This is a genomic window from Streptomyces sp. NPDC002889, from assembly GCF_042888425.1.
Lineage (GTDB): Bacteria > Actinomycetota > Actinomycetes > Streptomycetales > Streptomycetaceae > Streptomyces.
Genome location: NZ_JBIAPT010000039.1, coordinates 15,255 through 39,357, shown reverse-complemented (window position 1 = coordinate 39,357; position 24,103 = coordinate 15,255). Strand labels below are relative to the sequence as shown.

Genomic DNA, 24,103 nt, shown 5'->3' with positions numbered 1-24,103 from the left:
TCGGATATCCCCACCCACGGATGCATGCCGGGTCCAACGACCCCGTGCCCTCAACGTCACCTCGAACTACTTGCCCTGCTCAAGCAACGGCATTGACCCGGAACATCGAAGTGGAACAAGATCGAACACCGGATGTTCTGCCACATCACCGCGAACTGGCGTGGAAGGCACCTGACCAGCCACGAAGTCATCGTCGAGAGCATCGCCGCGACCACCACCAAGACCGGCCTGACCGTGCACGCCGAACTCGACACCACCCAGTACCCCACCGGCATCCAGGTCAGCGACGACGAGATCGCCGCCCTGCCCCTCACCAGGCACCGCTTCCACGGCGACTGGAACTACACCCTCCACCCCCAGCATCCGCTGGACGCGACAGCGACCAACATCACGTCAGACCAGGCCCCGGCGAGCAGACCGCATCGCCTCACACAGCGTTCGCTGCAGACCCCGAGCTGACCGGGATGACCCGCCAACAGCTCAGCGAACTCATCAACACCCTGACTCCCGCGCTGGAGGTTCAACGCGAGCAAGTGCTCCGCACACGTCGCGGTCACGAGCGACTGGTAGCCCCCGGTACAGGAGCCAAAGCCAAGCTCACCCCAGCCGACCGGATCCTGGCCACCGTGCTCCACCTGCATAAACTCGCCAACATGGACCTCCTCGGCCAACTCTTCGGCGTCACCGCCATGACCATCAGCCGCGCGAAACAGGAAGTCCGCCCACTCCTGGAAGCACACGGCCACCACATCAACACCTCAACCGCCCGCCTCCGCACACCAGCCGACGTCGTGACGTTCCTCGCTTCCGACCCCACCCAAACCAAGGTCAAAAAGACGAGTTAAAGATCTGCACGCCCTTAGTCTGCTTGTCTTGGCTCACTGAAGCTTGATCACGTCTCATCGAAGTTTGAGCGAGTACCCCTACGCACGTGAGCACGCGTACTCACGTGCAGGGGGCGGCTTGATCACAGACTTGGCGCATGAGACGAACTTCTGCCCTGACCAGCACGGTTGCCCGCTCCCCGCGCCGCCCATGGCACACGCTCGCGATAACAGCTCTTGCCGCTGTGGCGCTCGCCGCCTGCGGCACCGAGAAGACAAGTGCCGGTGGACTGCAAAGCAAGCCCGCTGACACCGCCGAGGCCCGGCCCAGCCTCACGGAGATACTGGACAAGGTCGAGGAGTCGTGCCCCCCGAGCGCCCCGCCAGAGGCGCCGCCGACCGGTCCGGCGAAGACACTGCCGCCCGGTGTGACACCGCCGAGCAACCCGATCGAGCCCATCGCCCCCACGGCGGGGCCGGAAGTGGAGTTGAATGCTCGCGACTGGTGCGCGAGCAACCTCCATGAGGAGCGCATCGCCCAGGCGCTCTGGGATCTGATGGATCCCACCCCCGCCAAGGTCAGGACGATCCTGAACGACCTCGGCTACGTAGACGAGCGCATCCACGACCTGAAGCAGTCGGGTGCGACCACACGGTTCTTCCTCGACCTGCGTGACAAGGGCGGACGGCTCTGCTTGGAGGGCTCGGCGGCCGGCGAGAAGACCGTCGTCGACAAATGTGTAGCCCCCGTGTCCGGCCCGTTCACGCCAGGAAAGCGGAATCAGTGACCATCAGCTTGGCGTGATCGGAGCCCGGCGTGCAGGCCGCGGGCCAGGCGAAGTGCTCGCCGTCGTGCCAGTCCAGGAGGTGGACCGGCCTGGCGGGCGGATCCGGCCTGGCGGGCCCGGAGCGCCGGTTCATGCGGCGCGGCCCCAAGCAGCGGTGCCGGGGCGGCCGGACCGGCGGTCGTTGATGGACGGCACCAGGGTGTGCTCCGGCGTCGCGAGGACCGCGCGGCCACCGTGCTTGCCGTCGTAGAGGGCGGCGTCGGCGGCACGCTGCCGGACGGGCAGGTCGCGGGTCCCATCACGTCCGGCGTGGTGGCGCCAACTGAGGCGGCAACGTCGACGGCTTGGCCGCCATCGAGGGCTACCGGGGCATGCAGCATCCCCACCAACTGCGCGAGGCGAACCTCACGGCGGCCGTGCGGCAGGTGTAGCACGATCGCGAACTCGTCTCCGCCGAGGCGGCCGATGGCCGCGCGGGGCCCGGCCCATGCGGTGAGCCGGGCGGCCGTGGCGGTCAGCACCACGTCTCCGACCGCGTGGCCAAGCGAGTCGTTGACCGCCTTGAAGTGGTCCAGGCCGGAAGCGCGCGGGTTCGCGGAATCCTGGACGCATCTGCGCAGGAACCCGCGCGTGAAGCCTCGAACTATCGCGTTTTGAGAGCGGGTTGGACCGGCTAGTAGGTCGGGGACTGGCGCGGTGGCTGATGCTCCGGTTCCAGTCCCCGCCGCTTCAGACCGGGCATGCTCCGCACACGGCTCTCCGGCATTGCACCGACTGGCCTGCGTCGCCGTCGCCCTGTGCACATGTCCTGTCAGGCGGTGGACCCCGAGCCGAGTGATCCACCCGCAGGTATTGCGAGTGACCCAGTTCCGGCCCGCTTGTCCGTGTTTTCGGCTGGTGAAGATCGCCAGCTGTTCGTGGAGGTAGCTGTCGACCACGCTGAACTTCCGCCCGGAGTTCCCGTTGCGGAAGTACACGGCCCAGCCCCGCAGCACTGGGTGAAGGTAGGCGACCACAGCGGACACGGGCCGCTCGGTCTTCGAGATCACGGTTGCCGCTCGGACCTTGTCCCACAGCACCCGGATCGCTCTGAGGGCCGGCGATGGCCGCCGACCCACGAGCATCGCATCCGTCCCCTACGATGCGAGCGCACATGTGATCACGGGAGGTAATTTCCCGATCAAGTGCGGGAAGAGTAGGGGATTATGGGACACAGAACGCACAGAGGTGTTCTGCGAAGATGTACGGCGGTCCTGTTCGGCATGCTCGGACTCCTGGCGAGCCTGCTGGTGGCGCCGACGGCGGCCCAAGCCGCCCCGACGCCGACCGCGGCACAGGCCGCCCCGACGCTCCCGGGCGGCAAGGCGAACTGGGTTGTCTCCGTCGGTGGCCTCGACATCCCGGGCAACAACAACTACCGGAACTGGGTGCGGCTGGGGTACTACACCTTCCAGGCGGGCGGCACGGTCACGACCGACTTCTGGACCTGGAACCAGCGGGATCAGCCGGTCCGCGTCCCCGCCGTCACCGACGCGAACTGCGGTGCTCCCGTTCCCACGTGCGACGTCCGGACCGTCAAGGGCTTCGGCAGCGGCCCCGGCCAGGGCTTCAAGGGGACGTACGCGCACGCGCCTGGGGGCCGTGTGGTCGTGACGTGGACCAAGGACAAGTCCGGGGCCGCCCTCGACAATCCGCTGACCGAGTCCTGGATCCTGGAGTCGGCGCAGCTGGCCGGCGGGGGCGTGGCCCGGATGCGCAGCTCGAACTACTACGCCGAGCAGTTCGATGCCACCGTCCCCGGGCCCATCGACCCGTTCTCCAACTACGGAGCCACTTTCGGGATTGCGTACGGCTCCAACGCCAGCACGTCGAGCCGTGTGCCCATGGAGCAGCTGCTCACCGACGATGAGTACAGCACGGAGAAGTACAAGGGTTCCTTCATCACCGCCAACGGCGGTGTGGTGCGCCGTGAGGGGACGGGCGGCGACTGGACGTTCAGTGGCGAGGGCGCCGGCGCCACCAACGCGGGGAAGCCGTGGCAGGCTTGCGCGGGCGACGCCCAGTGCATGGGCTATCTCCAGCCGGGCACCAGCTGCCAGCCGCAGGGCGGCAACAACTCCAAGAACCGGGTCCGTTACTTGGCCGAGATGGGCACCGGTCGGCAGAACACCGAGGAGTACTGGTGCGAATCGCTCCTCGGTCAAAGCGGCAAGACGTGCTACACGTACAACTCGCATCCCCGGCCCATGCTCCAGGTCATCGACGACGCCGGACGTTTCCAGGGCTGGGTGGGCGTGGAGGCCTTCACGCACGTGGAGACCAGAGATCCGCAGGATGCCACGGAAGAGTGGAGCGGCTACTACTGGGGCGTCTTCGACATGGTGTCGGAATCCCAGCTGCAGCCCGACCTCTCCGAGCCCGGCACGGTGCGGAAGTTCCAGCTGGCCCATGGCAACAGCGGCGTCGACAACGGCACGCTGAACTGGGGATCCCGCAGCGTCACCTTCGCGGGGACCAACCATGTCGTCAGCGGCTGCCGCAAGGTCGAGATCATCGCGATGACGCCGAACGGGCTCACGGATGTCGCAACGACGTCCAAGCTATGCGCTGGAACGGGAGACAGACCCTTCTCCGGCACGGTGACCATCGACGTGCCCGGCGGCCCCAACCGCGTCCAAGTCGCCTATCTGGCGTCGGACGACGGATCGGAGCCCACGACGCCGAAGTACACCATGCTCTGCAGCCGCAACGGTTGTGCCTACACCAGCTACCAGGAGCCCACCCCGAACTTCCGGGTCGCCCACGGCCAGAGTTACGCGGTCGGCGAGCTGAACTGGTCGGAGCGCAGCGCGGTCTTCTCGGGCAACAACCATGTTGCCAGCGGCTGCCGGTACGTCGAAGTGATCGCCTCGGCTCCGAACGGGACCAGCGACCGGCGCACCTCCAGCCCGCTGTGCGTCGGCATGGAGGCCGACAACACCCGGCCGTTCAATGGCACCGTCGCCATCGACCTGCCGGGCGGTCCGAGCAATGTGCAGGTGACGTACTGGGTGTCCGAGGACGGCGGTCTCACCTACTCGACCAAGGAGACGGCGACCTGCACCCGGGTGCGGTGCTACACCACCGAGGACCGTGACCCGATCACCGAGTTCCGGGTCGCCTACGGCAACAGCGTCGCCACCGGCAGGGTGACCTGGCTCGAACGGTCCGTCAGCTTCTCGGGCAACAACCATGTCGCCACGGGCTGCCGCTACGTCGGACTCGCTGCCATCGCGTCCGGGGTCGACCGGCGCGCCTATTCCAGTCCGCTGTGCGTCGGAATGGAGGCGGACAACACCCGGCCTTTCGCCGGCACGATCGACCTCTCGGACGTGGAGGGCGGCGCCGGGTACGTCGACATCACCTACCTGGAGCCGGTCACCGGTGGGGACCCCCGGGTCCTGGACACGGCGAGGTGCACGCGCGACGGCTGCGCCTAGGAGCGTGTCTCAGTAACGGGCAATTGGCCGGGCGGTCGTGATCGGCGTGATCGATTGCGGTCGCCCGGCGGTGTGTGGGGCGGCGGCCCTGGGGTCTCAGCCTGCCAGGGGCAGGGGTCCTTGGCTGGAATGTCCGTTCTCGCCGCGCAGGAGGAGTGGGCGGCCGTTGTGGCAGGTCATGATCTGGCCGAAGACAGGTTCGACGATGGCCTTGCGGCGGCTGTAGGCGGCCTTGCCGGGTTTGGTCCGCAGCTTGCGGGCCATGCGTTCCTTCAGGGTGGCGTCCTTGGGGATGCGTCCGCGGGGTGCGGGTGGGACCTATTCGTCGTGCTTGAGTCGGCCGGTGGCCATGAACGTGTCGGTGCCGCAAGACAGTTGATCGCGGGCCACGAAGTCCTTCACTCGGCCCTCGTGGCTCACCGGCCGGTCACAGCCTGAACAGCACTCCGCGCCAGGTCCATCCCGCTTCGAGGACCGCATTCCGCAGGGGATCTTTCATATCCCTCGTGTCGAAGCGGAACGTCTCGACCTTGTGCCGGCGGCCGTCCGACCCCCGCTCGTACTCCCACTGCCGGTACACCGCCGGCCCTTGCCCACGGGAGTACTGCCCACGGGAATACTCGGGCGACGACTCCCACCGCTCGTCGAGGGCACGCACCTCACCCTTCGCCGGGACCAGGCGTATCCGGGTCTTGAGGGTCACGCCCAGACTCTGGAGCCGGCACTCCGCCACCAGGTCGGCACGTTCCTTCGGGGTGCCATTACGCACGACGAACGGCACCTCCGGCCCGTTGAGCGCGAGCAGCGCAGCCCGGACCTCCACGGCGGGCAGCGGTGTGACACCGCTGTCGGGATACCTGGTGCCGACCATTTTGTCCCAGAGTCGGCCCATCGTCAGATCCCCGCCCCGGTGTCCGGGCGAACCGAGCGCACGAACTCCTGGAAGTCACCCAGGACGCTGTCGTGCTGGGCCGCGGTGGCGGTCAGAGCCAGCCGGATCACCGCGCGCTTGTGCGGATCCTCGACGTCCGACATGGACAGGTACACCTGGGACCGGACGAGGTCGAGGCGCACGTCCCCCACGAAGCCCGAAAAGGTCAACCGCTGTGTCAGGGCGGGCGCGTCCGCGGAGCCGGCCTCGCGCCGGTGGGCCACCACCACCGACGCGGCGACCTCGCGCAGGCGCTCCACCGACTCGTCGGCGATCCCGGCCGGCGTCACCGCATCCGGCAGGTAGTCGCCGTCGATGGTGATGTTGGGGGCGAACCCGGCTTCCGGCTGCGGAAGCACCGCTGCGAAGGCCACACCCGGGGCGTCGACCCCGTCCGGAGCAGCCGGGAGCCAGCCCTCCGGCAGGCGAAATTCGATCGGCACCGGCAGTGTCGCGGGCATCTCGGGCCTCCTTTCACGGGAATGATGCATCAGAACCAGCTGGTGACGGCGTCCTTGACGGAGCCGGCGGCGTCGCCGACCGTGTCCGCAGTGTCGCCCACGAGGTCGGCCACGTCACCGGCTGCCTTGGCCACCTTGTCCGGATCGACGGTGATCTCCAATCCCACTGCCCCACCGAGGGCGGGGGAGCCGCCTGCCTTGCCGCCGAGCTTCCACACGCCGGTCTCCTCGTCCTTCTTGTAGCCCCACCAGGCCTCCGCACCAGGACCGGCCCACGCCTCGCCCGTCACGCCGACGCCGATCCCGGCAACCTCCGCACCCCCGGCGACGCTGCCCTTCGCCCCGGCGAACCCCTTCGCTCCGACGGTGACCTCCTCCTTGGTCACCTTGGCGCTGAGCTGACCCTCGGCACCGGCGAATCCCTCAGTCCGCCCGTAGCCAGTGACATGCCCGTATTCGGCCCGGCCCTCCGCCTACCCCCGCGGACGCCTCGGCCTTGGCGATGAAGCCCTTGTCGGTGACACCGATGTTCCCGGTGGCCCTGGCTCCCCCCTAGACGTCGGTAATCCCGGAGAGCGTCAGCCGCCCCTTGGTCAGCGATCCTTCCGCGGTCGCGTGGAAGAGGTCGGCGTACGTCTTTGCCGTGGCCACGCGTGTCCGCCAGGACACGCGGCCGGAGCGTGGCCGCTCCTCGGCGGCTGCGGACGAGCGCGGCGGGGGTGTTCACAGCTGCGACCGGACCGGCCGAGGTGTCCCCTCGCGGGGCAAAGGCACTGGCGGCGGGGGTGTTCCCAGACGCGGCGGGACGTGCCGAGGCGCCGGTGGACCACCGCGTCGAGGGCGGCAGGCAGCAGTTCGGCGAGGCGCTCGTCGGAGACGGCGGCCGCCTCCAGCCAGACGGCTGCCAACGTCCACGACAGTGAGGACCTGAAGCCCATGGTCGCGGGTCACCTGCTCGCGGGTCACCATACGAGCCGTCGTGGCACTCCAGGCAGCTTCTCCGAACTACTGAATTAGGGTCGGCGCCCTTGGCCGTCGTTCTCCAGACGTCCTGATGTCTCATGAGACATCAGGCGCCGACGCATCGGTCACCCCGCCGCCGCGATGTCGCCAGGGGTGAGTTCATCCCGAATACGCAGGTAGCGCACTGGGTGCCGCGGTCTACCGGTGTGCCAGCGCGTACCTCGGCGACGAGGTTCGGCTGGACGGTGACGTACCGGAGCTTGTTCCCAGAGCCCCATCCAGCGCTGATCTGCATTCCCGTCCATGGATGCTCGGGCCCGCCGGAGGTCAGCGCGGCCCCCAGCTCGCGCCGGCGCCGCGCGGCGGGGCCCGGACGGGTGCGGCGAGGGCGAGCGGCACGGGGAACTCCACCCGCCAAGGGTGACCCGGCACCGTGAATTAATTGGGGAGGCGCAATGCTCAAGCGCGCACGCTGCGAATCGTCGAGGAAGCATTGAAAAGCGGGGACGGCACGCTGCGGCTGATCGTCTTCATAGGGGCGGCCACCTGCGCCGCACTCACCCTCGGCGGTGGCGCCTGGCTCGCGGGTCTGCTGTAGCAGTGCTGAGGCACGATCCGGATTTTTCGGAGTTCGGCGGTCTGAGGATGTCGAGAACGTGCCACCGGCTCCGTCCCAGGGACATCAGCGGCCACCACCGGCCGCACGAGGAAGAAGGAGAAACCAGCATGGCGATTCAGCGGATGGACAACGTCGGCATCGTCGTCGAGGACATGGATGCCGCCATCGCGTTCTTCGTGGAACTCGGTATGGAGCTGGAGGGCAGGGCGGAGATCGAAGGCCTCTTCGCCGACCAGTGCACCGGACTCGAGGGCGTCCGCTGTGACATCGCGATGGTCCGGACCCCGGACGGTCACAGCCGGCTCGAGCTGGCGAAGTACCGCAGCCCCGCGGTGATCAGCGCCGGGCCGCGCAACCGGCCGCACAACATTCTGGGCACGCACCGCGTCATGTTCGCCGTCGACGACATCGAGGACACCGTTGCCCGCCTGCGCCCTCACGGCGCCGAACTCGTCGGCAAGATCGCCCGGTTCGAGGACAGCTATCTGCTCTGCTACATCCGCGGCCCGGAGGGCATCATCGTCGGACTGGCCGAGCAACTGCGCTGAGAAGGAGAAACCGAACCATGCAGCCGAACGAGATCATCGAGGTTCTGAACCGCCCGATCAGCCCGCCTGGCCTACGTCGCCAAGGACGGAACCCCGCAACGTACCGATCGCCTTCACCTGGAACGGGTCGCACATCGTCATGTGTACGACGAAGAACGCGCCCAAACTCCCGTGGCCACCCTCGCGCACAGGCTCCTGAAACGACGGCACCAGTAGGTGAGACACATCTGAGTGTCTGGAGAACCATCGAATTTGAGCGCGATTCCTTTGATGGGACGATCGCTTCGATATCGCGGGCAGCAGGCTGGGTGGCGGGTTACGAGGCGTCGACGTAGGCGAGGTGCGTGCCGCAGATGGTGCAGCGGAAGAGCATGGCGGTGGCCCCCTCACCGAGGTGGGTCAGGAACTGCTCAAGTTTGGCTGCATCGCGCCAGCCATCCATGCGCAGGTCGTGCCTGAGCTGGTCGAGGACCTCGGGGTGGATTGCCAGTTCGCGGTAGCCGACCTCGCTGATGAAGGCGGCCGCGTCGTGGCAGTGGACGAGCCAGTGCGGATCCTGCGAGGCATGGAAGCCGGGCGTGCGACGGGTGACCTCGTGCAGGGTCTCTTCGCTGACACCTTCAAGTCCGTAGGAGTCGGTGAACTCGCCGGCGAACCGTTCAGCGGCACTGCCGTCTGCGATGCACCAGGGGCAGAAGCGTCCGCTGACCTCTTGGGCGGTGTAGAAGGTCGCGGTGTAGATCCACCCCCTGTTGCGGTTGCAGCACCGCATGTTTCGGTGCTCTCGCGGATGGACCCGCTGGCGAGCGGATCGGGGTGGTAGCGGAAGGCGGGCATGTCGGTGCTCACTGGTGCAGTCAGATAACTGCCCTCCCGCGACGATCCGGGGCGGCCGACGTGCGTGGTGGCCTGGCGGCGGTCCGGAGTTCTCTGGAGACCGCTGGTTCTGCGGCCGCTGTTTCCTCGTCGGAGGACTCAGGACTGCTGTCGGTAGGCGACGTAGTGGAACCAGTCCCTCCTTGAGTAGCCGGTCCACCGCGCGGCGTTGCTCACGCTTGTGCCTATGAGATCGGCGAGGATGGACGCGGGAGGATCCGATGCCAGGGCGAGGCGTGCGCTGCTCGTCGCAGCCGTGACCTCGGCCTCCGCACGTCGCTGCCCCTGCCGGGCACAGCGCGCGACGGGAAGGTCAGTCCCGGAACGGGCTTGTGGGGGTGGTCGTCGGCGGGCGCGGCCGGGACCGGGACGTGGGTCTCGGGTCGGGCGGTGGCCTCGGCGGGGCGCGCGGGACGGGCGATGGGGCGGCGCAGGGTCAGGCCGTGCATCGCGAACGCGCTGAGCGGTCCAGGCGAGTCCGTGGCGACGGGGCGGCTGGTGTGCGGGTGGTCTACTGGTGAAGAGGAAGTGTTCCAACCCTGCGCTATTCGGCGCGCATGGTTGATGCTGGGATCGATGGGCGGCGTGCAAGGCTGCGGGTGTTCTCGCTAACTGACGTGCGTCGAGCAGGACCGTCCGTGCACACTCAACGCATGGGTGCTGACATCGCCGTATCGCTTCAGGCGAAGGCTCTGCTGCATGTCGCGGCTTCACGCGGAGGAGAGCCGCTCGCTCGGGACCTACGGGTGACGATGCACTTCCATCCCGATCGTCCCGCGGGGGACCGTCTGATCCTGGCTCAGATGGCGGAAGACGGTGTTTACCGGTCACAGTTCGCGACAGGCACGAGCAACGGTGGTCTGACCGCTCATCCTGGCGGAGACCGGTGGCGTTGGGAGAGCCGTATCTTCGGCGGCGCGTACGACGACGCCTCAGCTGACCAGCGCCCCGTGTACGGTGCGTTGAACTACCGCCGCGATCCGATCGGTGGGGCACCGCGGTTTGGCTCCTCGTATTTCAGACTCAACACCGAGACCCTCAGACGCGCCACGTTCTGCTACCCCGACAGTTCCACCGAGCCTTCCGACTTCGGCGTAGCCGACCGCTGCTCGCTCATCGAGCTTGCTGAGGCGGACACGTTGGATGCTTTGGACGGTCACATCGAGGCACAGATTCACGGACCGGTCAGGTTCGACTGTGACGTAGAGGCGCTGGTGTTGGATCCCAGCTATTGCGGCACAGAGGTCGAATCCGCAGCTCACCGTCTCCCGTGCCCGGTCGAATGGCATCCAGGTTTTCGGCTCAGCGTGGCTGACCTGCGACGTCACTCAAGCTACCGCGGACAGGAGTACGTTGACCTGGGTGCTGAGATCGCCGTTAATGGCTGGCTTGATCCCAAGATCATCGGGGATGCCGCCCGCACGGGCCGATACGGCCTTCAGGCCCTCAAGAAGGTCTGGCACTGCCTGGCCCGCTTCGGAGAACGCACCACCTGCTGACCAGCAACACCATTTCGGGGCCGTCCCGGACCGGTTGGCTGCCGAGGGATCACCTGATAAGGCGTCATTCGGTAGCTCGGAGGGCCGCGAGGTAGCCGGCCCAGCTGTCCTGGGCGAGCGCCGCCCACTGGTTCGCGGTGTTCCTGTGGACGCCGAAGAGGTCGCTGATGATGATCGGCGGTAGTTCCCCGGCCATACCACCTCCTACCAGGTCAAACGGCGTTGCCGTCACCGTGCGCAATGTTGCCTCCGATGCAATTCAGCGCGTTCGTCCAGATCATCCATACGGTGGCCGCGCCCCACGCGGTCCAGGTCGCCCGTACGCCATTGTTCCGGGAGAGGTAGCCGAGGACCAGGGCGACGATGCCGGTGAGCTGCCACAGCGTGTAGACGGTGGAAGTTTCGACGGCGAGGCCGGCGGAGTGCTGCGCGATGTTGTGGACGTGGTCGAGCATTGACCGTTGACATCCAGCTCATCTCAGCGGGCACCCGGGGCGAGGACAATAGCCATATGACCATCTTTCGCTGTGTGCACTGCCAGCAGTCTCTAACCAGCGAGGTGATGCCAGGGGAACCGTTGAGAGGTCCCGAGCGGCCGCCTGGCAACGAAGTCGCTCCGCCACGGATGGCCTCAGGAACCTTCAAGAGCAATTTCGATGCCAGCCTTCTGATCTTTCACCCGGACGACGTTTTTGGGACTGCGCATCACCCGGATCCTCGGCGCCTCGGTGGTTGCTGCGGGCCCGCTGGTCAAGACGGCCCCAACCTTGTCTGTATCGGTTGCGGCATCGAAGTCGCGACGAAAGAGTCCGACAGCTGGAGCGATAACCTCCTGGCACTGATGGCCGCCGCAGTAACTGAAGAGCCCAAGGTCCTGTAGGGCTGCGGCCTGGCCAACGGTCTCGATCGAACGCTGGCGCTTGCTGGTCAGAGCCGCTTGAGGCCAGGCCGATGGCATACTGCGCGCTGTTGTGGACGTGGTTCCTGGCCGAACCGTTGATCGCTGCGAAGCACATCCGAGGGGGAGCAAGCCCACTGCGGCAAATGACCCGCTATCTTGCGGCAGTGATTGCTTCCGTAGCGCGCCCCGTTCTCTTTCTCGACGTTGATGGACCGCTCATCCCGTTTGGTGCATCGGTGCACCAGAATGCGCATGAAATTGCGACGTTCCGAGTGGGTCACGAGTCATCGGCCTCAGGCTCGAACCCGCTTCTTGCCAGGCTCAATCCCGAACACGGACCCAGACTGGCGGCCCTTCCGTGCGACCTGATCTGGGCAACTACGTGGATGGCTGACGCGAACGAGTGCGTCGCGCCACGACTCGGGCTGCCGGAGCTGCCCGTGGTGGATTGGCCGGAGCCATCCGAGGACGAGGAGCGAGACGTGCGAGCAGGGCTGCACTGGAAGACGCGTCCGCTCCTCGATTGGGCGGAAGGACGGGTGTTCGTCTGGGTTGACGATGAGATCACTGACAGAGACCGGGCGTGGATAGCCGCTCGTCATGGCGAGCGGGCCCTGCTCCACCGAGTCGATCCTCGTCTTGGGCTGACCGACGCAGATTTCATCCTTCTTGACGACTGGTTGCGCAGCTGGTGAAGCGGCATGTCGGATCTGTGAGCTGGCGAGTCGTAGTCAGAAATGCAGTGTCGGCGTGATGCGGATCTCGAATTCTGGCTCTGTCTGGAGTTCCGTGAACTTCATGGTCGGGTGAGGGTCCGGGTGTGAAGAAGCCGGAACGAGGCCCGGCCGTACATGGCTCTCTTGAGGGTCTTTACAGTTACGTGGAATCTCGCCGGGGGTGATCATGTCCCCTTGGTGTGACCGCGGACTGGGGAGATGCGTTGGGCGGCACGGTGGTGCTGGCGGAGAAGTGGCCGGTGTTGGGGCGGCATGAGCGAGCAGTGGGCTGGTTGCAGGTGTGGGCGGACCTCGGACGTGCGCCTCGGACGATCGATGCGTACTCGCGGGGGCTGGCTGAGTACCTGCTCGTGTGTGAGCGGGAGGGCGTCGATCCACTGACGGCGAATAGGGCTCATGTTGCTCTCTTTGTACGGGAGTTGACTTCGCGGCCCAGTCGGCGGGGTGCGAACGTGGTGTCGATCGACTCGGGGGCGGGACTGTCGAACGCGACGATCCAGCAGCGTCTGGTGTCGGTGCGGTTGTTCTACGACTTCCTCATGGAGGAGGGGCTGCGCGAATCCAACCCGGCGGGACGCGGACGCTACACGCCCGGCCGCCGGCAGTCCGGGCAGCAGCGCGGCTTGGTGCCCCGGATGACGAAGCTGCCGTGGATCCCAAGCGAACAGCAGTGGTTGGACATTCTGCGGGTCGCGAGGGATGAGCCGATCCGCAACCGGGTGATGCTGGCGCTGGCCTACGACGCCGCGCTGCGGCGCGAGGAGCTCTGCTCGCTGCGGACCGACGACCTCGACCCGGCCCGCCGCATGCTGCGGGTGCGGGCGGAGACGACGAAGAACCGGCTGGAGCGCATGGTGCCGTACTCGGCCTCGACCGGGGTGCTGCTGTCGGGCTACCTCACCCACCGGTCCACTCTGAGCAGGGCTCGCGGGCCACTGTTCCTGTCGGAGTCCCGGCGCAACCACGCCCAGCCGCTGAGCCTGTGGACGTGGTCGAAGGTGGTACGCCGGATCGCCCTGGAGGCCAGTGTCCCGCGGTTCTCCACGCACACCACCCGGCATCTTTGTCTGACCGATCTGGCCCGGATGGGCTGGGAGTTGCACACGATCGCCACCTTCGCCGGCCACCGCAACACCGACTCGACGCTCCAGTACATCCACCTGTCCGGCCGGGACCTGGCCGACAAGCTCAGCCGCGGCATGGAGCACATTCATGCCTGGCGGATCAATATGCTCACCAGCACGGAACCCCAGAGGTGCCCCGGTGACGGCTCTGACGTCCGTGGCGCTCGCTGACGACGGCGACACGGGATGCTGGCTCCCGCCCGTCGACCCTCTCCGCTACGACACTAAGATCATGCTCCGGCCTTCGGAGGAGCGGGCCATCCGCGAGCTCGGCGTGGACAACCTGCGGCGGCTTCGCCGCCACGACCCCTCGGCACCCGGCTGGAGCGCGATCAAGCGGCTGCTGCGGCCGCTGGACACAGTCACCGCAGGGCTCGACTCGCCGCCCACTACACACCGGCGCCGGGCCATGGACGACGCCGTCGCCGTGCTGTTGCTGCGATGCGCACGGGTCGGCCGGTCCTACTGGGGCTGGACCGCCGCGGAGTGGACGCAGGTGATCGGCCAGGACCAGAAGAGCTTCCGCAACGATGCCCCGGCCTGGGCCGACGAGGCCGTGCGTCCCTACCTGTCCGCGCACGCCTACCTCCTCGGCGGGTTCAACGAGTTCCACCGGCTCGGCAGCTTCAGTCGGCTCACACTCGCCTGGCGAGTGTTCGGACACGATCGCGTGAACGGCGAGATCGTCCGCATCCGCACGGTGCTCGCCGAGTGGGGCTACCAGCTCGGCCAGGACGACGACAAGCTCCTGCCGATGGTCGCCTGCCAGGTGTTCCTGCTCAACCGCAGCCCCCACGTCGACGACCTCACCACTGCACTCTTCGAGCGGATCCGCCGCGAGAAGCTGATCCCCGATCTGCGTCTCAACACCCTGCACGCCCTTCAGCGGGCGGTGGCCTCCCTCGGGTTCTGCGATCCGCCGAGCTCAGGCACCGGCCGCCGCACGGCGACGGCGGCCGGCGGGCCGGAGATCTGGCCCGGTGGGCCGACCGGTGGCACAGCACCTCGACGCTGACGCCCCGCGTTCGCGGCAGCATCCGCTCCAACCTGCTCAAGGTCGGCCGCTGGCTCGCCGCCGAACGCCCCGACCTCGCCGGGCTGAAAGACCGCATTGGGAAACCGCTGGAAGCATCGACCAAGTCCACCCAGCTCACCGCGCTGCGAACGTTCTTCCGCGACTGCCAGGAGTGGGAATGGTTGCCCCGGCGGTGCGACCCCCAACGCGCTCTGGCCACCCGCGCAGCATCGCCGCCCTGCTCGGCCCGAACCCGAGGATGATCGCGGACGAGATCTGGGCCAAGCTGCTGTGGGCCGGGCTGAACCTGGAGACCGCAGACCTTCCACAGACCCGGGCCGGCCTGTTCTATCCGCTGGAGCTGGTCCGCGCGGTCACGCTGACCTGGCTGTTCAGTGGCCAGCGCAGTGACGAGATCGCCCGCCTTCGGCTCGGCTGCATCCGCTGGCAGCACGACGGGACAACCATCGTCGGCGACTCACAGCAGGTTCTGGCCCGCAACGCGGTCTGCCTGCTCGACGTCCCCACCCACAAGACCGGCACCGCGTTCACCAAGCCCGTCGACCCGATCCTCGGCCAGACCATCGACGCCTGGCAGACCATCAGACCCTCCCAGCCCGCATTCATCGACCGCAGGACCGCCGAGCAGGTGGACCTGCTGTTCGCCTTCCGGGCCCGGCGAATATCCCCGGCCTACATCAACAACACGGTCATCCCCATGCTCTGCCGCAAGGCCGGCGTCCCGGCCGCCGATATCCGCGGGAATATCACCAGCCACCGGGCCCGGTCCACGATCGCCAGCCAGCTCTACAACGCCAAGGAACCGATGACCCTGTTCGAGCTGCAAGCCTGGCTCGGACACCGCTCGCCCCAGTCCACGCAGTACTACGCGAAGATCACCCCGAACACCCTCACCAAGGCATACACCGAGGCCGGGTACTTCGCCCGCAACGTCCGCACCGTTGAGGTCCTCATCGACCGCGATGCCGTCGCCTCCGGGGCCGCGGCCTCCGGTGAACCGTGGCAGTACTACGATCTCGGGCACGGCCTGTGCTCCTATACGTTCTTCGAACAATGCCAGCACCGCATGGCATGCGCCCGCTGCGATTTCTACACGCCCAAGGCTTCGACCCAGTCTCAACTCCTCGAAGCCAAAGCTAACTTGCAGCACATGCTCGTGAGCATTCCACTCACCGAAGAAGAACGCGCTGCCGTCGACGACGGCCAGAGCGCCCTCGACCGTCTTCTCGAGCGCCTCGCTGAGGTGGCCACCCCAGCCGGCCCGACTCCGAGCGAGCTCCGCGCCGAACCCGGCTGCCCCTGCCACTGACCGTCCGATCACCATCTGACCCCAGCGACCGAAAGTGCTGCTGACATGCGACCCACCCTCTTCACCGTCGATCGCCCAGGCCCGGGACGGCTCAGCACCATGGCCAAACCCCGTGGCAATGACTGGCTCGAGGACGAGATGACCGCGCTGAGCCTCTGCGGTGTTGACACTCTGGTCTGCGCGCTCACCCGACCCGAGCTTGACGAACTCGGCCTCGCCGATGAGCCCCGGGCAGCTGTGGCCGCAGGGCTTCGGTTCGTCGCGATACCCATCCCCGACCGCACCGTCCCCGACCTCGCCACGATCCTGCCCACCCTGCGCAGACTCGCCGAACAACTGGACGAGGGCGCACACATCGTCACCCACTGCCGTGCCGGCATCGGACGCTCATCCCTCCTGGCCGCCGCGCTCCTCATCCTCAACGGCGTCGATCCCAACACCGCCTGGCGCCAACTGGAACGAGCTCGCGGGCTTGCCGTCCCGGACACCGCAGAGCAGCGAGACTGGACCATGGAACTGCTCAGACCTTCATAATGTTGACAAATCAGATTCCACAGAATCACGCGATTTACGTGACCTTCCACCATTCCCGAACTCCAGTCGAGGGTGAGGCCGGCGGTGACAGCGTCGAGGTCCTGGCGGAGGAAGCCAGCGAAGGAGCGTATGGGTCCGTGGCCATCACTCTCGGCCTGGCGGATCCAGTCCAGCAACAGGTGACCTCGGCGTTTGCGGACCAGGTCGCGGAAGACTCGGGCCAGATCGCAGGCTCGGGCGATGTCCGGGCAGGCGAGGCGGACCTGTTCGAGTTGCTCGACCTCGCTCGTGGTGAGCCGCTCAGTGAGCGTGTAGCCGTGCGTGTCGACGCTCTCGCCCTGGCCGAGCTGGGGTGGAGCCTCACCGAAGCCGAAATCGTCGACCGGTTCGTAGGCCGCTCGAACCAGTCGATGATGGAGGAGATCGAGGCACACATCGGGCGCAGCCTTCCGGCCGACTGGGAGCAAGAGGTCGAGTCTCTCTACCGTGACGCTCTGGCAGCCGAGTTGACTCCTGTGGAGGGCGTCGCCGATGCGCACTCGCGCACCTCCCGACCTGCCACGTTTCCAGCGGAAGCCACGACAAGATGCGCTTCACTCTCGGGATCACTGGTCTCTATCCACGCTTCGAGGGCCGCATCTTCAGCGCCACCGAGGTCGAGCGCGGCAAGCCGGCCCCGGATCTCTTCCTCCACGCGGCGAAGCGGATGGGCGTCGCCCCGGACAGGTACGCAGTGGCGGAGGACAGTCAGTACGGTGTACAGGCGGCCCGCGACGCAGGCATGCACACCTTCGGCTATGCCGGCGGCCTGACCCCCGCCCAGTGGCTCGAAGGAGCCGGCACCGTTGTTTTCGACGACATGCGTGAGCTTCCGAGACTGCTGGCAGCAGCCTGACCAGGGGCCGTCGGCCTCGCCGGGCCATTGCACTTCCTGTGCGGTGGCACTGAGGCATCCGGCCGCTTGCCCGGCAAAATGGCGGCATGGGCAAGCAGGCGAGGCGGCCACCGGCCGCTGCAGGGGTGCGGCGAGCCGTGGCGGCGCGGGCGGCGCGGGCAATGACCGAACGAAACGGGTAACCGGCCCGTGAGCGGCATCACAACTTCTTTACAGGCAAAAGCCGTTGACCATAGGGTCTTGATCAACTCGGCCTGACCACCGAGACGGGCTCTTCTGCCTGACCCGCAGAGGCGCCCCTCACTTCAGGGGGATTCATGCGAACCGTATTCAAGCCATCGGCGACCGCGGCGGGACCACCGGCGTTCGCCGTTTCGAGCGCCGCCCTTGGCCCGGCCGGGAGCACCTTCACCGCGCGCGTCACTGGCTGACGCGTCCCCGGAAGTCCCCCCTTGCGGCGAGCTTCGCCGCGCGTCCGGCATGCCGTGAATTCCACCGGCAGGCCGGTCTGCTCATGCCCTCGTACCCGAAAGGCAATTGTGCGTTCCTCTCGTATGGCCAAACTCGCCGCCATATGGATCGGAGGCAGCATTCTGGCGGCCTCGGCGACAAGCGCGTACGCGGCCTCCGGCAGCCCCACGCCGGATGCCACGTCGCCCCGGCCGACCGCAGGTGCGGTCCAGTCCGACGAAGCCGTTCAGCCGCCTCCGCTGCCCAAGGTCACCCCCTCGGCCACCTCCGCGGTCAGTCCGCCCGCCACGGACGCGTCGACTCCGCCGCCGTCCGCATCCGCATCCTCATCCGCCAAGCCGGAGGACAACACCGGCAACTGGACCAGCGAGGACGCCGCGCGGTTCTGGACTGCGGAGCGCATGGCCTCGGCGACACCTGTCCAGGACAAGGGGGAAGGGCAAGGAGAAGGGGAGGCCGTCACACAGCAGACGACGCCCGCGCAGGCCCCGCCGAAGAACTCGAAAACCTCGAAGGCCCGCCAAGGCCGGGCTGCCGCGGCGGAAGAGCCGTTCTACGAGGGCGTCCCCTCGGTGGGCATGCTCTATTTCGTCGGCAAGGATCTGGCGACGCACAGTTGTACGGCGAGCGTGGTGCACAGCACCCGCGGCAACCTCATTCTGACCGCCGGGCACTGCGGGCTCGACAGCAACCGTGCGTTCGTACCCCAGTACCGCACCAACAAGCCGGCCTCCGGACAGCCACACGGCATCTGGGCGATCGACCGCGTCTTCAAGGATCCCCGGCACACGGACGTCGGTCCGGGATCCGACCTGGACTTCGCCTTCGCCACGGTGAAGCCGGACAAGCTCGGCCGCCAGGTGGAATCGGTCACGGGCGCCAACCGGCTGACCCGTAGCCCCGGATATGCGAACTGGGTCACCGTCATCGGCTACCCCAACAGCAAGGACGCCCCCAAGGACCAAGCGGTCAAGTGCAAGACCAAGACCACCCGCCTGCCCGGGTACCAGCAGATGCGCATGGAATGCGGCGGGTTCTACGGTGGCACCTCCGGCAGCCCCTGGATCGCCAACTTCGACGAGAATACGAAGACCGGCGACGTGATCGGCAATCTCGGAGGCTGGAACGGCGGCGGGCTCCTCAACAACAGCGACCGGATCTCCTTCAGCCCTCTCTATGACGACGAGGTCTTCAAGCTGTACGACGATGCGGTGAACAACCGGACCCCGCAACGTCCCCCGCTGCCGTACTCGCCGTACTCAGGCGGCGCCGGCGAACTGTGGGAGCACGCCAGGCTCATGGCCTCGGGCGACTACACCGGCGACGGCAAGGCCGACACCATCGTGGTGTGGACCGACGGAGAGGTCACCCTGTACCGCGGCAACGGCCAGGGCGGCTACAGCGGAGAGAATCAGCTCCTGGCGAAGAACGACCTCTGGAAACACGCCACGGTGATCACCGGGGGTGACTTCACAGGTTCCAACACGGCCGACTTGATCGTGCGCTGGTCCGACGGCGAAGTCAGCCTCTACGCCGATGTGTCCGCCACCACCAAGTTCTCCAAGGAGACGATGCTGGCGGCGAAGGACTCGGTCTGGAAGCACGCCACCCAGGTGGTCGCGGGCCGGTTCAGCGCCAACAAGTGGACCGATGACGTCCTGGTGCGCTGGAAGGACGGCGAGGTCTCGCTCTACACGGACGTGAGTGCCACCGTGAAGTTCAGCAAGGAGAAGCAGCTGCGTAAGCCGGAAGCCCTCTGGGAGCACGCCACGCTGCTGGCCTCCGGCGACTTCACGGGGAATGACAACTGGGACGTCATCATCCGCTGGAGCGACGGAGAGCGCAGCCTGTACCCGGACGTGAGCGACGCCGGCTTCGGCAAGGAGGTGCAGATGGAGGCGCCTAATCCGCTGTGGAAGCACGCCGAGGTCATGACCGCGGGGAACTACAACGGCAACGGTCACCCCGACGACCTCATCGTCCGCTGGAGCGACGGGGAACTCACCCTGTACGGGGACACAGGCACGAAACTGGGCACCGAACGCAACCTCGTGCCGCCCAGGACCAAGTAGCTGCCGGTCCCAGAGGACGCCGCTGCCGCCGGGCAACACGAGCCGAGACGAGTCCGATCATGCCTTTCACACGTGCCGCCACTGCTCTGGGTCTGGCCGCGGCCATGCTCGCCCTCGCGGCTTCCCCGTCGGCAGCGGCCGACGAATCCGGCCTCGAGATCAACCGGAACCGGCTCGCACAGCGCGGGGCGGAGATCGACGTCGCCGCGACGGAGGCCCCGTTCGTCTTCGCGGACGAGGACGGGGACGGGGCGTACATCACCCTCGAGTCGCCGGCGTTCGTCGCGCCGGTGGTCATCAGGCAGGGAAGGTTCTACTCGCGCGGGAAGGCGAGGGTGCGCTGCGGGATCGAACCCGGCACCTACACCGTGCAGATGGCCGGAGAGAAGGGCAAGGAGGCGCGGGAGAAGTACGATACCGGCCGCACGACGTTGACGGTGACGACCGCCATGGATACCGGCAACCGCGCATACTGCGCCGGCGCCGGCAAACAGGCAGAGGACTCCGCCGCCGAGGACGGCGGAACCGGCACTCCGGCATGGATCCTGGCCGGAGCGGCTGCGGTCACCATCGCAGCCGCTGCCGGCGGGTTCCTCTTCTTCCGCCGCAGCAGGCGGCGGTCGTAGCCGCACCGCTCGGCGCAGGCGGTCCCTCGGCCGGACCGCGCCGGTGCCGGACCAGCCCGACCGCGCCAGCCGGCGCTTGGCCATGCTCTTCAACGCCGGCCGCTGCCGGCTCGTGCCCCTCATCACGAGGCTCCGGCGCCGCTTGATCTTGCTGTCGTGTCGTTCGGCTGCCCACGAAGTGTGCGCCGAGCCGGGCTGGTCGCCGACAGTCAGGGCCGAGCTCCACCGCGAAGCCCGCACGGTTGACCGAACGGGCACGGCATGAACGAGATCACCGACAGCCAGGCGCACATCCTGCGCGTGATCCGTCAGTGGATCGCCGATCACGGCGAGGGGCCGACGATCCGAGAGATAGGGCAACAGGTTGGTCTGTCCGGTCCGAGCTCGGTCGAGTACCCGTTGAGACAGCTGGAACAGATCGGCGCGATCAGCCGCAGTGGACGAAGCTGGGCTCTTTCCGTCTCGGCTGACGTCCGGGCGCTGGCCGATAACTGAGGGGGACAGGACGTGGCCCGGAATGATCGTCCTAGGCTGCTGCCATGGCTACTGCGTTCCCTGACCTGCCCGCGCTGGTCGCTGACCCTCACACGGCGTATGCCCGTCTTCGCGAGGCTGGGCCGGTGCACCGGATCACCGGGCCGGACGGGCTGCCCGTATGGATCGTCACCCGCTACACCGACGTGCGACAACTCCTTGCCGACCCGCGGCTTTCCCTGGACAAGGCACATCGGCTTCCTGACAACTACCGAGGCTTCTCGCTGCCCCCGGCCCTCGACGCCAACCTGCTGAACATGGACCCACCCGACCACACCCGCCTCAGGCGGCTCGTCATCAAAGCCTTCACGCCCGGCCGGGTGGAGCAGATGCGCCCAGGAATCCAGGCTCTGGCCGACCAGTTGCTGGACACCGTGGCCGACCGCGGACGCGCCGACCTCGTCGCCGAATTCGCCGCGCCGATGCCGATCACCGTCATCTGCGACCTGCTGGGCGTGGCGCATGACTCCCGGCGCGACTTCCGGGCATGGACCGATGCGCTGGTCGCCCCGGACCCCGAGAACCCCGGTGCGGCGAAGCAGGCCGTGCCCGCCATGCTGGCGTACTTCACCCAACTCATCGCCGAAAAACGTCGCACGCCGGGCAGCGACCTGCTGACCGATCTCATCAACGTGCGCGACGACGGTGACAAGCTCACCGAGGACGAGCTCACATCACTCGCGTTCCTCATCCTGTTCGCCGGTTACGAGAACACCGTGCAACTCATCGGCACTGCCGTGCTGGCCCTACTGGACCACCCGGAGCAACTGGCCGCGCTACGCGACAATCCGGCCAGGGTCGAAGGCGCAGTGGAGGAGTTCGCCCGCTACGACGGTCCGGCGCTGCTTGCCATCCGCCGTTTCCCCATCGAAGACGTGGAGATCGGCGGCGTGACGATCCCGGCAGGGGAGACGGTGATGCTGTCGCTGGCGTCCGCCAACCGTGACCCTGGCCGTTTCCCCGATCCTGACCGCCTCGATGTGGACAGGCGGGACGGCGGGCACCTGGCCCTCGGCCACGGCATCCATTACTGCGTGGGCGCTCCGTTGGCGCGGCTGGAAACGCAGATCGCCGTGGGCACGCTGTTGCGGCGGTTCCCTGCCCTGGCGTTGGACGTGCATCGTGACGAGCTGCGATGGCGGCCGTCGATGCGTGCCCGCGGATTGATTGCGCTGCCGGTGCGATTTTGACCACGAGCGCCGGTCGCCGAATCGGGTGCATGCTGTCCGCACCCCCCGCGGTCGCTGCGAGTCTCGGGCAGGGTCGGCCGTCCCTCCCAGCTCCGCACAGGAGGGTCGGGGCCGCCGCGAACGCCGTCATGTGGCCGCCGAGACGCCTCGTCTGGCCGCGGAGGCCACGTGGTGGCGGGTGACTCGGGCGACCTCGTCCCAGAACGGCTTGGCGGTCAGGTACGCGCCGAGTACGGACAGGAAGCCCAGGGAGACGTCCACGCTGAGCCGCCCCTGCTTGGCCCAGTAGACGTCGCTCAGGTCCAGCAGCAGGGCGAACTCATCGGTGATCAGGGCTGTTCCGACGCCGTATGCGGCCGCGACCGCGGGGTGCCCGACGGCCCGTTCGTCACCGCGCACGGCGACCAGGCCGACGCCGGCGAGGGTGGCGATGCCGAAGTTGTAGTGGTGCAGATGCTCACCGCCGGCCGAGATGTTCCCCCAGGGCAGCCACCCGCCCCGGATGCCGTGCGTGATCAGTCGCACCACGCCCCATGTCGTGCCGAAGGAGACCCACGTGACGATCAGCGACCGTTTCGTGGGGGTGAGGTTCCGGTCCGCCGACTCGATCCATCGCTCGACGAGCGGCGGCCTGACGCGGACGTGCTGCCGCAATGCCTGGGAGTCAGACCCCATGGAGACCTCCAGAATTCGGTGCTGCCGCGAGTCACGTGGACCCCCAACCCCGGGATGAAGCTGCTGCCGTGGCGACGGCGTTCATGCAAGACGTGCAGTAGTCCTCACGTTCGTACGCCGCATTTGGTGTCGAGGTCTCCTTCTCGCTCGTGGCTCGACCGCACAAGGCGGCACCGTCGCGGTCGAGAACGTGCTGCACCAGTCCCAGGCCGGTCTTTGTCGCCTGGGGTTCGGCGCGCATGTTGTACATCGGCCACCCCTGCTCGAACGCAGCAGTGGTCAAGCCCATGAGACGGCACTGGCACCCGAAGCGGCACCCTCAACCCGTCGAATGGGTGAAATCGGTGCGGTTGCCCAGGATCCCCAGCTTGCTGCCTTTGGCCGGTGCTTCGGGTGTACAGGTGTCCAAACTGAGAGAGTAGTGGGGTCCGCAATCCACGCTGACGACCTGCAACTTTCCGGAGATCTGGCTGGCGGGCGGGGCAAGTGCGCCGCCCTTCACGCCTGACCGGCGTCCGCTTCGGTCGCCCTGGTTACTGCCGAGCCCTGTGTCAGGGCGCCGGCGCGGGCGGCGGCGAGCGTGATCCGTACGGCCTGGTCGGCGGTGCCCTCCTCGATCGGATCGGCGCTGACAGCAACCGGAAGAAGATCGGTGCGGCCAGCGTTTTGAGCAGCTCGACCGGATCCGTCTCCGCGGGGAGTTCGCCCCGCTCGATGGCGCGGGTGATCACGGGCTCGGCCCGCCGGAACCGGTCTGCGAGACCCGCCGCCGCGCCTCGGCGATCTCCGGCGGCCGACCTGCGTCGGAGTACATCGCGGTCTGCACCGCCCTACCCACCGGGCCTGTCAAGCTTTGCGTGAGCGCCCGCGCGAGCGCTCGCAGGTCGGTCTCGATGGCTCCGGTGTCCGGGGTTGGGATGTCGGTGGGGGCGAAGTGCTCGGCAAGCCAGCTCGGCAGGGCGCAGCCGCTGACTGCCTCCACCGCCTGCCCAGGCCGCCTGACCCCGCAAC

23 protein-coding genes and 4 pseudogenes are annotated in these 24,103 nt (G+C 67.5%); 17 read left to right on the top strand and 10 right to left on the bottom strand.

The genetic code is table 11. The features are described from left to right. Nucleotides 1-96 precede the first annotated feature (96 nt). The 3 genes and pseudogenes from ACFYWI_RS36295 to ACFYWI_RS36285 all read left to right on the top strand — a co-directional run. A pseudogene (locus ACFYWI_RS36295) lies at nt 97-459 on the top strand (hypothetical protein); the annotation flags it as partial. Between the two features lie 5 nt (nt 460-464). Beyond that, entirely contained in the window at nt 465-845 is a 381-nt protein-coding gene (locus ACFYWI_RS36290) for a transposase family protein (protein WP_389240063.1), read from the top strand. Nucleotides 846-982: 137 nt separating this feature from the next. Further along, nucleotides 983-1,612 carry a hypothetical protein gene (locus ACFYWI_RS36285; RefSeq protein WP_389240061.1) on the top strand — a complete coding sequence of 210 codons (630 nt, stop codon included), beginning with the start codon at nt 983-985 and terminating at the stop codon, nt 1,610-1,612. On the opposite strand, the gene ACFYWI_RS36280 is transcribed toward ACFYWI_RS36285, so the two are convergent. Further along, nucleotides 1,606-2,736, bottom strand: a complete 1,131-nt coding sequence (locus tag ACFYWI_RS36280; RefSeq protein WP_389240060.1) for a diguanylate cyclase domain-containing protein — start codon at nt 2,734-2,736, stop codon at nt 1,606-1,608. The genes ACFYWI_RS36285 and ACFYWI_RS36280 overlap by 7 nt on opposite strands. 138 nt (nt 2,737-2,874) lie before the next feature. On the opposite strand from ACFYWI_RS36280, the gene ACFYWI_RS36275 reads away from it, so the two are divergent. After that, entirely contained in the window at nt 2,875-5,091 is a 2,217-nt protein-coding gene (locus ACFYWI_RS36275; RefSeq protein ID WP_389240058.1) for a hypothetical protein, read from the top strand. 135 nt (nt 5,092-5,226) lie between these two features. Here the strand turns inward: ACFYWI_RS36275 and ACFYWI_RS36270 are convergent. The 4 genes and pseudogenes from ACFYWI_RS36270 to ACFYWI_RS36255 all read right to left on the bottom strand — a co-directional run. Beyond that, nucleotides 5,227-5,469, bottom strand: a pseudogene (locus tag ACFYWI_RS36270) (transposase); the annotation flags it as partial. A gap of 49 nt (nt 5,470-5,518) precedes the next feature. Continuing rightward, nucleotides 5,519-5,983: a hypothetical protein gene (locus tag ACFYWI_RS36265; RefSeq protein WP_389240057.1), complete on the bottom strand. Its 465-nt coding sequence runs from the start codon at nt 5,981-5,983 to the stop codon at nt 5,519-5,521. A 2-nt stretch (nt 5,984-5,985) separates the two neighbouring features. Continuing rightward, nucleotides 5,986-6,483, bottom strand: a complete 498-nt coding sequence (locus ACFYWI_RS36260) for a hypothetical protein (protein ID WP_389240056.1) — start codon at nt 6,481-6,483, stop codon at nt 5,986-5,988. Nucleotides 6,484-6,512: 29 nt separating this feature from the next. Further along, complete coding sequence (locus ACFYWI_RS36255) at nt 6,513-6,869, bottom strand: hypothetical protein (RefSeq protein ID WP_389240055.1); 357 nt, start codon at nt 6,867-6,869, stop codon at nt 6,513-6,515. Nucleotides 6,870-8,172: 1,303 nt separating this feature from the next. On the opposite strand from ACFYWI_RS36255, the gene ACFYWI_RS36250 reads away from it, so the two are divergent. Further along, on the top strand, nt 8,173-8,613 hold the full coding sequence (locus ACFYWI_RS36250) for a VOC family protein (RefSeq protein WP_389240054.1): 441 nt from the start codon (nt 8,173-8,175) through the stop codon (nt 8,611-8,613). A 316-nt stretch (nt 8,614-8,929) separates the two neighbouring features. On the opposite strand, the gene ACFYWI_RS36245 is transcribed toward ACFYWI_RS36250, so the two are convergent. Next, on the bottom strand, nt 8,930-9,385 hold the full coding sequence (locus ACFYWI_RS36245; protein ID WP_389240053.1) for a CbrC family protein: 456 nt from the start codon (nt 9,383-9,385) through the stop codon (nt 8,930-8,932). A 757-nt stretch (nt 9,386-10,142) separates the two neighbouring features. Between ACFYWI_RS36245 and ACFYWI_RS36240 the strand changes: the two genes are divergently transcribed. Beyond that, a complete protein-coding gene (locus tag ACFYWI_RS36240) occupies nt 10,143-10,988 on the top strand; it encodes a DUF3626 domain-containing protein (protein WP_389240052.1) in 846 nt (281 codons plus the stop codon). A gap of 64 nt (nt 10,989-11,052) precedes the next feature. Here ACFYWI_RS36240 and ACFYWI_RS36235 read toward each other — a convergent pair whose 3' ends face one another. Next, nucleotides 11,053-11,184, bottom strand: coding sequence for a hypothetical protein (locus ACFYWI_RS36235; protein ID WP_389240051.1), 132 nt, complete (start codon nt 11,182-11,184; stop codon nt 11,053-11,055). A 16-nt stretch (nt 11,185-11,200) separates the two neighbouring features. Continuing rightward, on the bottom strand, nt 11,201-11,443 hold the full coding sequence (locus ACFYWI_RS36230) for a hypothetical protein (RefSeq protein WP_389240050.1): 243 nt from the start codon (nt 11,441-11,443) through the stop codon (nt 11,201-11,203). Nucleotides 11,444-11,499: 56 nt separating this feature from the next. On the opposite strand from ACFYWI_RS36230, the gene ACFYWI_RS36225 reads away from it, so the two are divergent. The 11 genes and pseudogenes from ACFYWI_RS36225 to ACFYWI_RS36175 all read left to right on the top strand — a co-directional run bounded on the left by ACFYWI_RS36225 (nt 11,500) and on the right by ACFYWI_RS36175 (nt 22,417). Then, the gene (locus tag ACFYWI_RS36225) at nt 11,500-11,868 is read left to right on the top strand and encodes a hypothetical protein (RefSeq protein WP_389240048.1); all 369 of its coding nucleotides are present in this window, start codon (nt 11,500-11,502) and stop codon (nt 11,866-11,868) included. Nucleotides 11,869-12,032: 164 nt separating this feature from the next. Further along, entirely contained in the window at nt 12,033-12,584 is a 552-nt protein-coding gene (locus ACFYWI_RS36220; protein WP_389240047.1) for an HAD domain-containing protein, read from the top strand. Between the two features lie 221 nt (nt 12,585-12,805). Continuing rightward, nucleotides 12,806-13,921 (top strand): tyrosine-type recombinase/integrase, encoded by a 1,116-nt coding sequence (locus ACFYWI_RS36215; protein ID WP_389240046.1) that lies wholly within the window; start codon nt 12,806-12,808, stop codon nt 13,919-13,921. 61 nt (nt 13,922-13,982) lie between these two features. After that, nucleotides 13,983-14,765 (top strand): hypothetical protein, encoded by a 783-nt coding sequence (locus ACFYWI_RS36210; RefSeq protein WP_389240045.1) that lies wholly within the window; start codon nt 13,983-13,985, stop codon nt 14,763-14,765. A 193-nt stretch (nt 14,766-14,958) separates the two neighbouring features. Continuing rightward, the gene (locus ACFYWI_RS36205; protein WP_389240044.1) at nt 14,959-16,095 is read left to right on the top strand and encodes a tyrosine-type recombinase/integrase; all 1,137 of its coding nucleotides are present in this window, start codon (nt 14,959-14,961) and stop codon (nt 16,093-16,095) included. Between the two features lie 45 nt (nt 16,096-16,140). Continuing rightward, nucleotides 16,141-16,629: a tyrosine protein phosphatase gene (locus ACFYWI_RS36200; protein ID WP_389240043.1), complete on the top strand. Its 489-nt coding sequence runs from the start codon at nt 16,141-16,143 to the stop codon at nt 16,627-16,629. Nucleotides 16,630-16,892: 263 nt separating this feature from the next. Beyond that, nucleotides 16,893-17,524 (top strand): annotated as a pseudogene (locus ACFYWI_RS36195) (HAD family hydrolase). A gap of 554 nt (nt 17,525-18,078) precedes the next feature. Further along, entirely contained in the window at nt 18,079-20,067 is a 1,989-nt protein-coding gene (locus tag ACFYWI_RS36190; protein ID WP_389240041.1) for a trypsin-like serine protease, read from the top strand. Between the two features lie 59 nt (nt 20,068-20,126). Then, nucleotides 20,127-20,693, top strand: coding sequence for a hypothetical protein (locus ACFYWI_RS36185; RefSeq protein WP_389240040.1), 567 nt, complete (start codon nt 20,127-20,129; stop codon nt 20,691-20,693). 261 nt (nt 20,694-20,954) lie between these two features. Further along, a complete protein-coding gene (locus ACFYWI_RS36180; protein ID WP_389240039.1) occupies nt 20,955-21,188 on the top strand; it encodes a LexA family protein in 234 nt (77 codons plus the stop codon). A gap of 44 nt (nt 21,189-21,232) precedes the next feature. Continuing rightward, nucleotides 21,233-22,417, top strand: a complete 1,185-nt coding sequence (locus ACFYWI_RS36175) for a cytochrome P450 (protein ID WP_389240038.1) — start codon at nt 21,233-21,235, stop codon at nt 22,415-22,417. A gap of 126 nt (nt 22,418-22,543) precedes the next feature. Here ACFYWI_RS36175 and ACFYWI_RS36170 read toward each other — a convergent pair whose 3' ends face one another. Next, the gene (locus tag ACFYWI_RS36170; protein WP_389240037.1) at nt 22,544-23,092 is read right to left on the bottom strand and encodes a hypothetical protein; all 549 of its coding nucleotides are present in this window, start codon (nt 23,090-23,092) and stop codon (nt 22,544-22,546) included. Between the two features lie 551 nt (nt 23,093-23,643). Continuing rightward, nucleotides 23,644-24,074: pseudogene (locus ACFYWI_RS36165) on the bottom strand (TetR-like C-terminal domain-containing protein). Nucleotides 24,075-24,103 lie beyond the last annotated feature (29 nt).

Bases quoted from the DNA above. Each gene is read 5' to 3' on its own strand.
- ACFYWI_RS36190 (WP_389240041.1), top strand. From the start codon at position 18,079: ATGGCCAAACTCGCCGCCATATGGATCGGAGGCAGCATTCTGGCGGCC.
- ACFYWI_RS36220 (WP_389240047.1), top strand. From the start codon at position 12,033: ATGACCCGCTATCTTGCGGCAGTGATTGCTTCCGTAGCGCGCCCCGTT.
- ACFYWI_RS36285 (WP_389240061.1), top strand. From the start codon at position 983: ATGAGACGAACTTCTGCCCTGACCAGCACGGTTGCCCGCTCCCCGCGC.
- ACFYWI_RS36185 (WP_389240040.1), top strand. From the start codon at position 20,127: ATGCCTTTCACACGTGCCGCCACTGCTCTGGGTCTGGCCGCGGCCATG.
- ACFYWI_RS36275 (WP_389240058.1), top strand. From the start codon at position 2,875: ATGCTCGGACTCCTGGCGAGCCTGCTGGTGGCGCCGACGGCGGCCCAA.
- ACFYWI_RS36280 (WP_389240060.1), bottom strand. From the start codon at position 2,736: ATGCTCGTGGGTCGGCGGCCATCGCCGGCCCTCAGAGCGATCCGGGTG.
- ACFYWI_RS36225 (WP_389240048.1), top strand. From the start codon at position 11,500: ATGACCATCTTTCGCTGTGTGCACTGCCAGCAGTCTCTAACCAGCGAG.
- ACFYWI_RS36240 (WP_389240052.1), top strand. From the start codon at position 10,143: ATGGGTGCTGACATCGCCGTATCGCTTCAGGCGAAGGCTCTGCTGCAT.
- ACFYWI_RS36230 (WP_389240050.1), bottom strand. From the start codon at position 11,443: ATGCTCGACCACGTCCACAACATCGCGCAGCACTCCGCCGGCCTCGCC.
- ACFYWI_RS36260 (WP_389240056.1), bottom strand. From the start codon at position 6,483: ATGCCCGCGACACTGCCGGTGCCGATCGAATTTCGCCTGCCGGAGGGC.
- ACFYWI_RS36235 (WP_389240051.1), bottom strand. From the start codon at position 11,184: ATGGCCGGGGAACTACCGCCGATCATCATCAGCGACCTCTTCGGCGTC.
- ACFYWI_RS36175 (WP_389240038.1), top strand. From the start codon at position 21,233: ATGGCTACTGCGTTCCCTGACCTGCCCGCGCTGGTCGCTGACCCTCAC.
- ACFYWI_RS36210 (WP_389240045.1), top strand. From the start codon at position 13,983: ATGCTCCGGCCTTCGGAGGAGCGGGCCATCCGCGAGCTCGGCGTGGAC.
- ACFYWI_RS36170 (WP_389240037.1), bottom strand. From the start codon at position 23,092: ATGGGGTCTGACTCCCAGGCATTGCGGCAGCACGTCCGCGTCAGGCCG.
- ACFYWI_RS36290 (WP_389240063.1), top strand. From the start codon at position 465: ATGACCCGCCAACAGCTCAGCGAACTCATCAACACCCTGACTCCCGCG.
- ACFYWI_RS36180 (WP_389240039.1), top strand. From the start codon at position 20,955: ATGAACGAGATCACCGACAGCCAGGCGCACATCCTGCGCGTGATCCGT.
- ACFYWI_RS36200 (WP_389240043.1), top strand. From the start codon at position 16,141: ATGCGACCCACCCTCTTCACCGTCGATCGCCCAGGCCCGGGACGGCTC.
- ACFYWI_RS36245 (WP_389240053.1), bottom strand. From the start codon at position 9,385: ATGCGGTGCTGCAACCGCAACAGGGGGTGGATCTACACCGCGACCTTC.
- ACFYWI_RS36250 (WP_389240054.1), top strand. From the start codon at position 8,173: ATGGCGATTCAGCGGATGGACAACGTCGGCATCGTCGTCGAGGACATG.
- ACFYWI_RS36265 (WP_389240057.1), bottom strand. From the start codon at position 5,983: ATGGGCCGACTCTGGGACAAAATGGTCGGCACCAGGTATCCCGACAGC.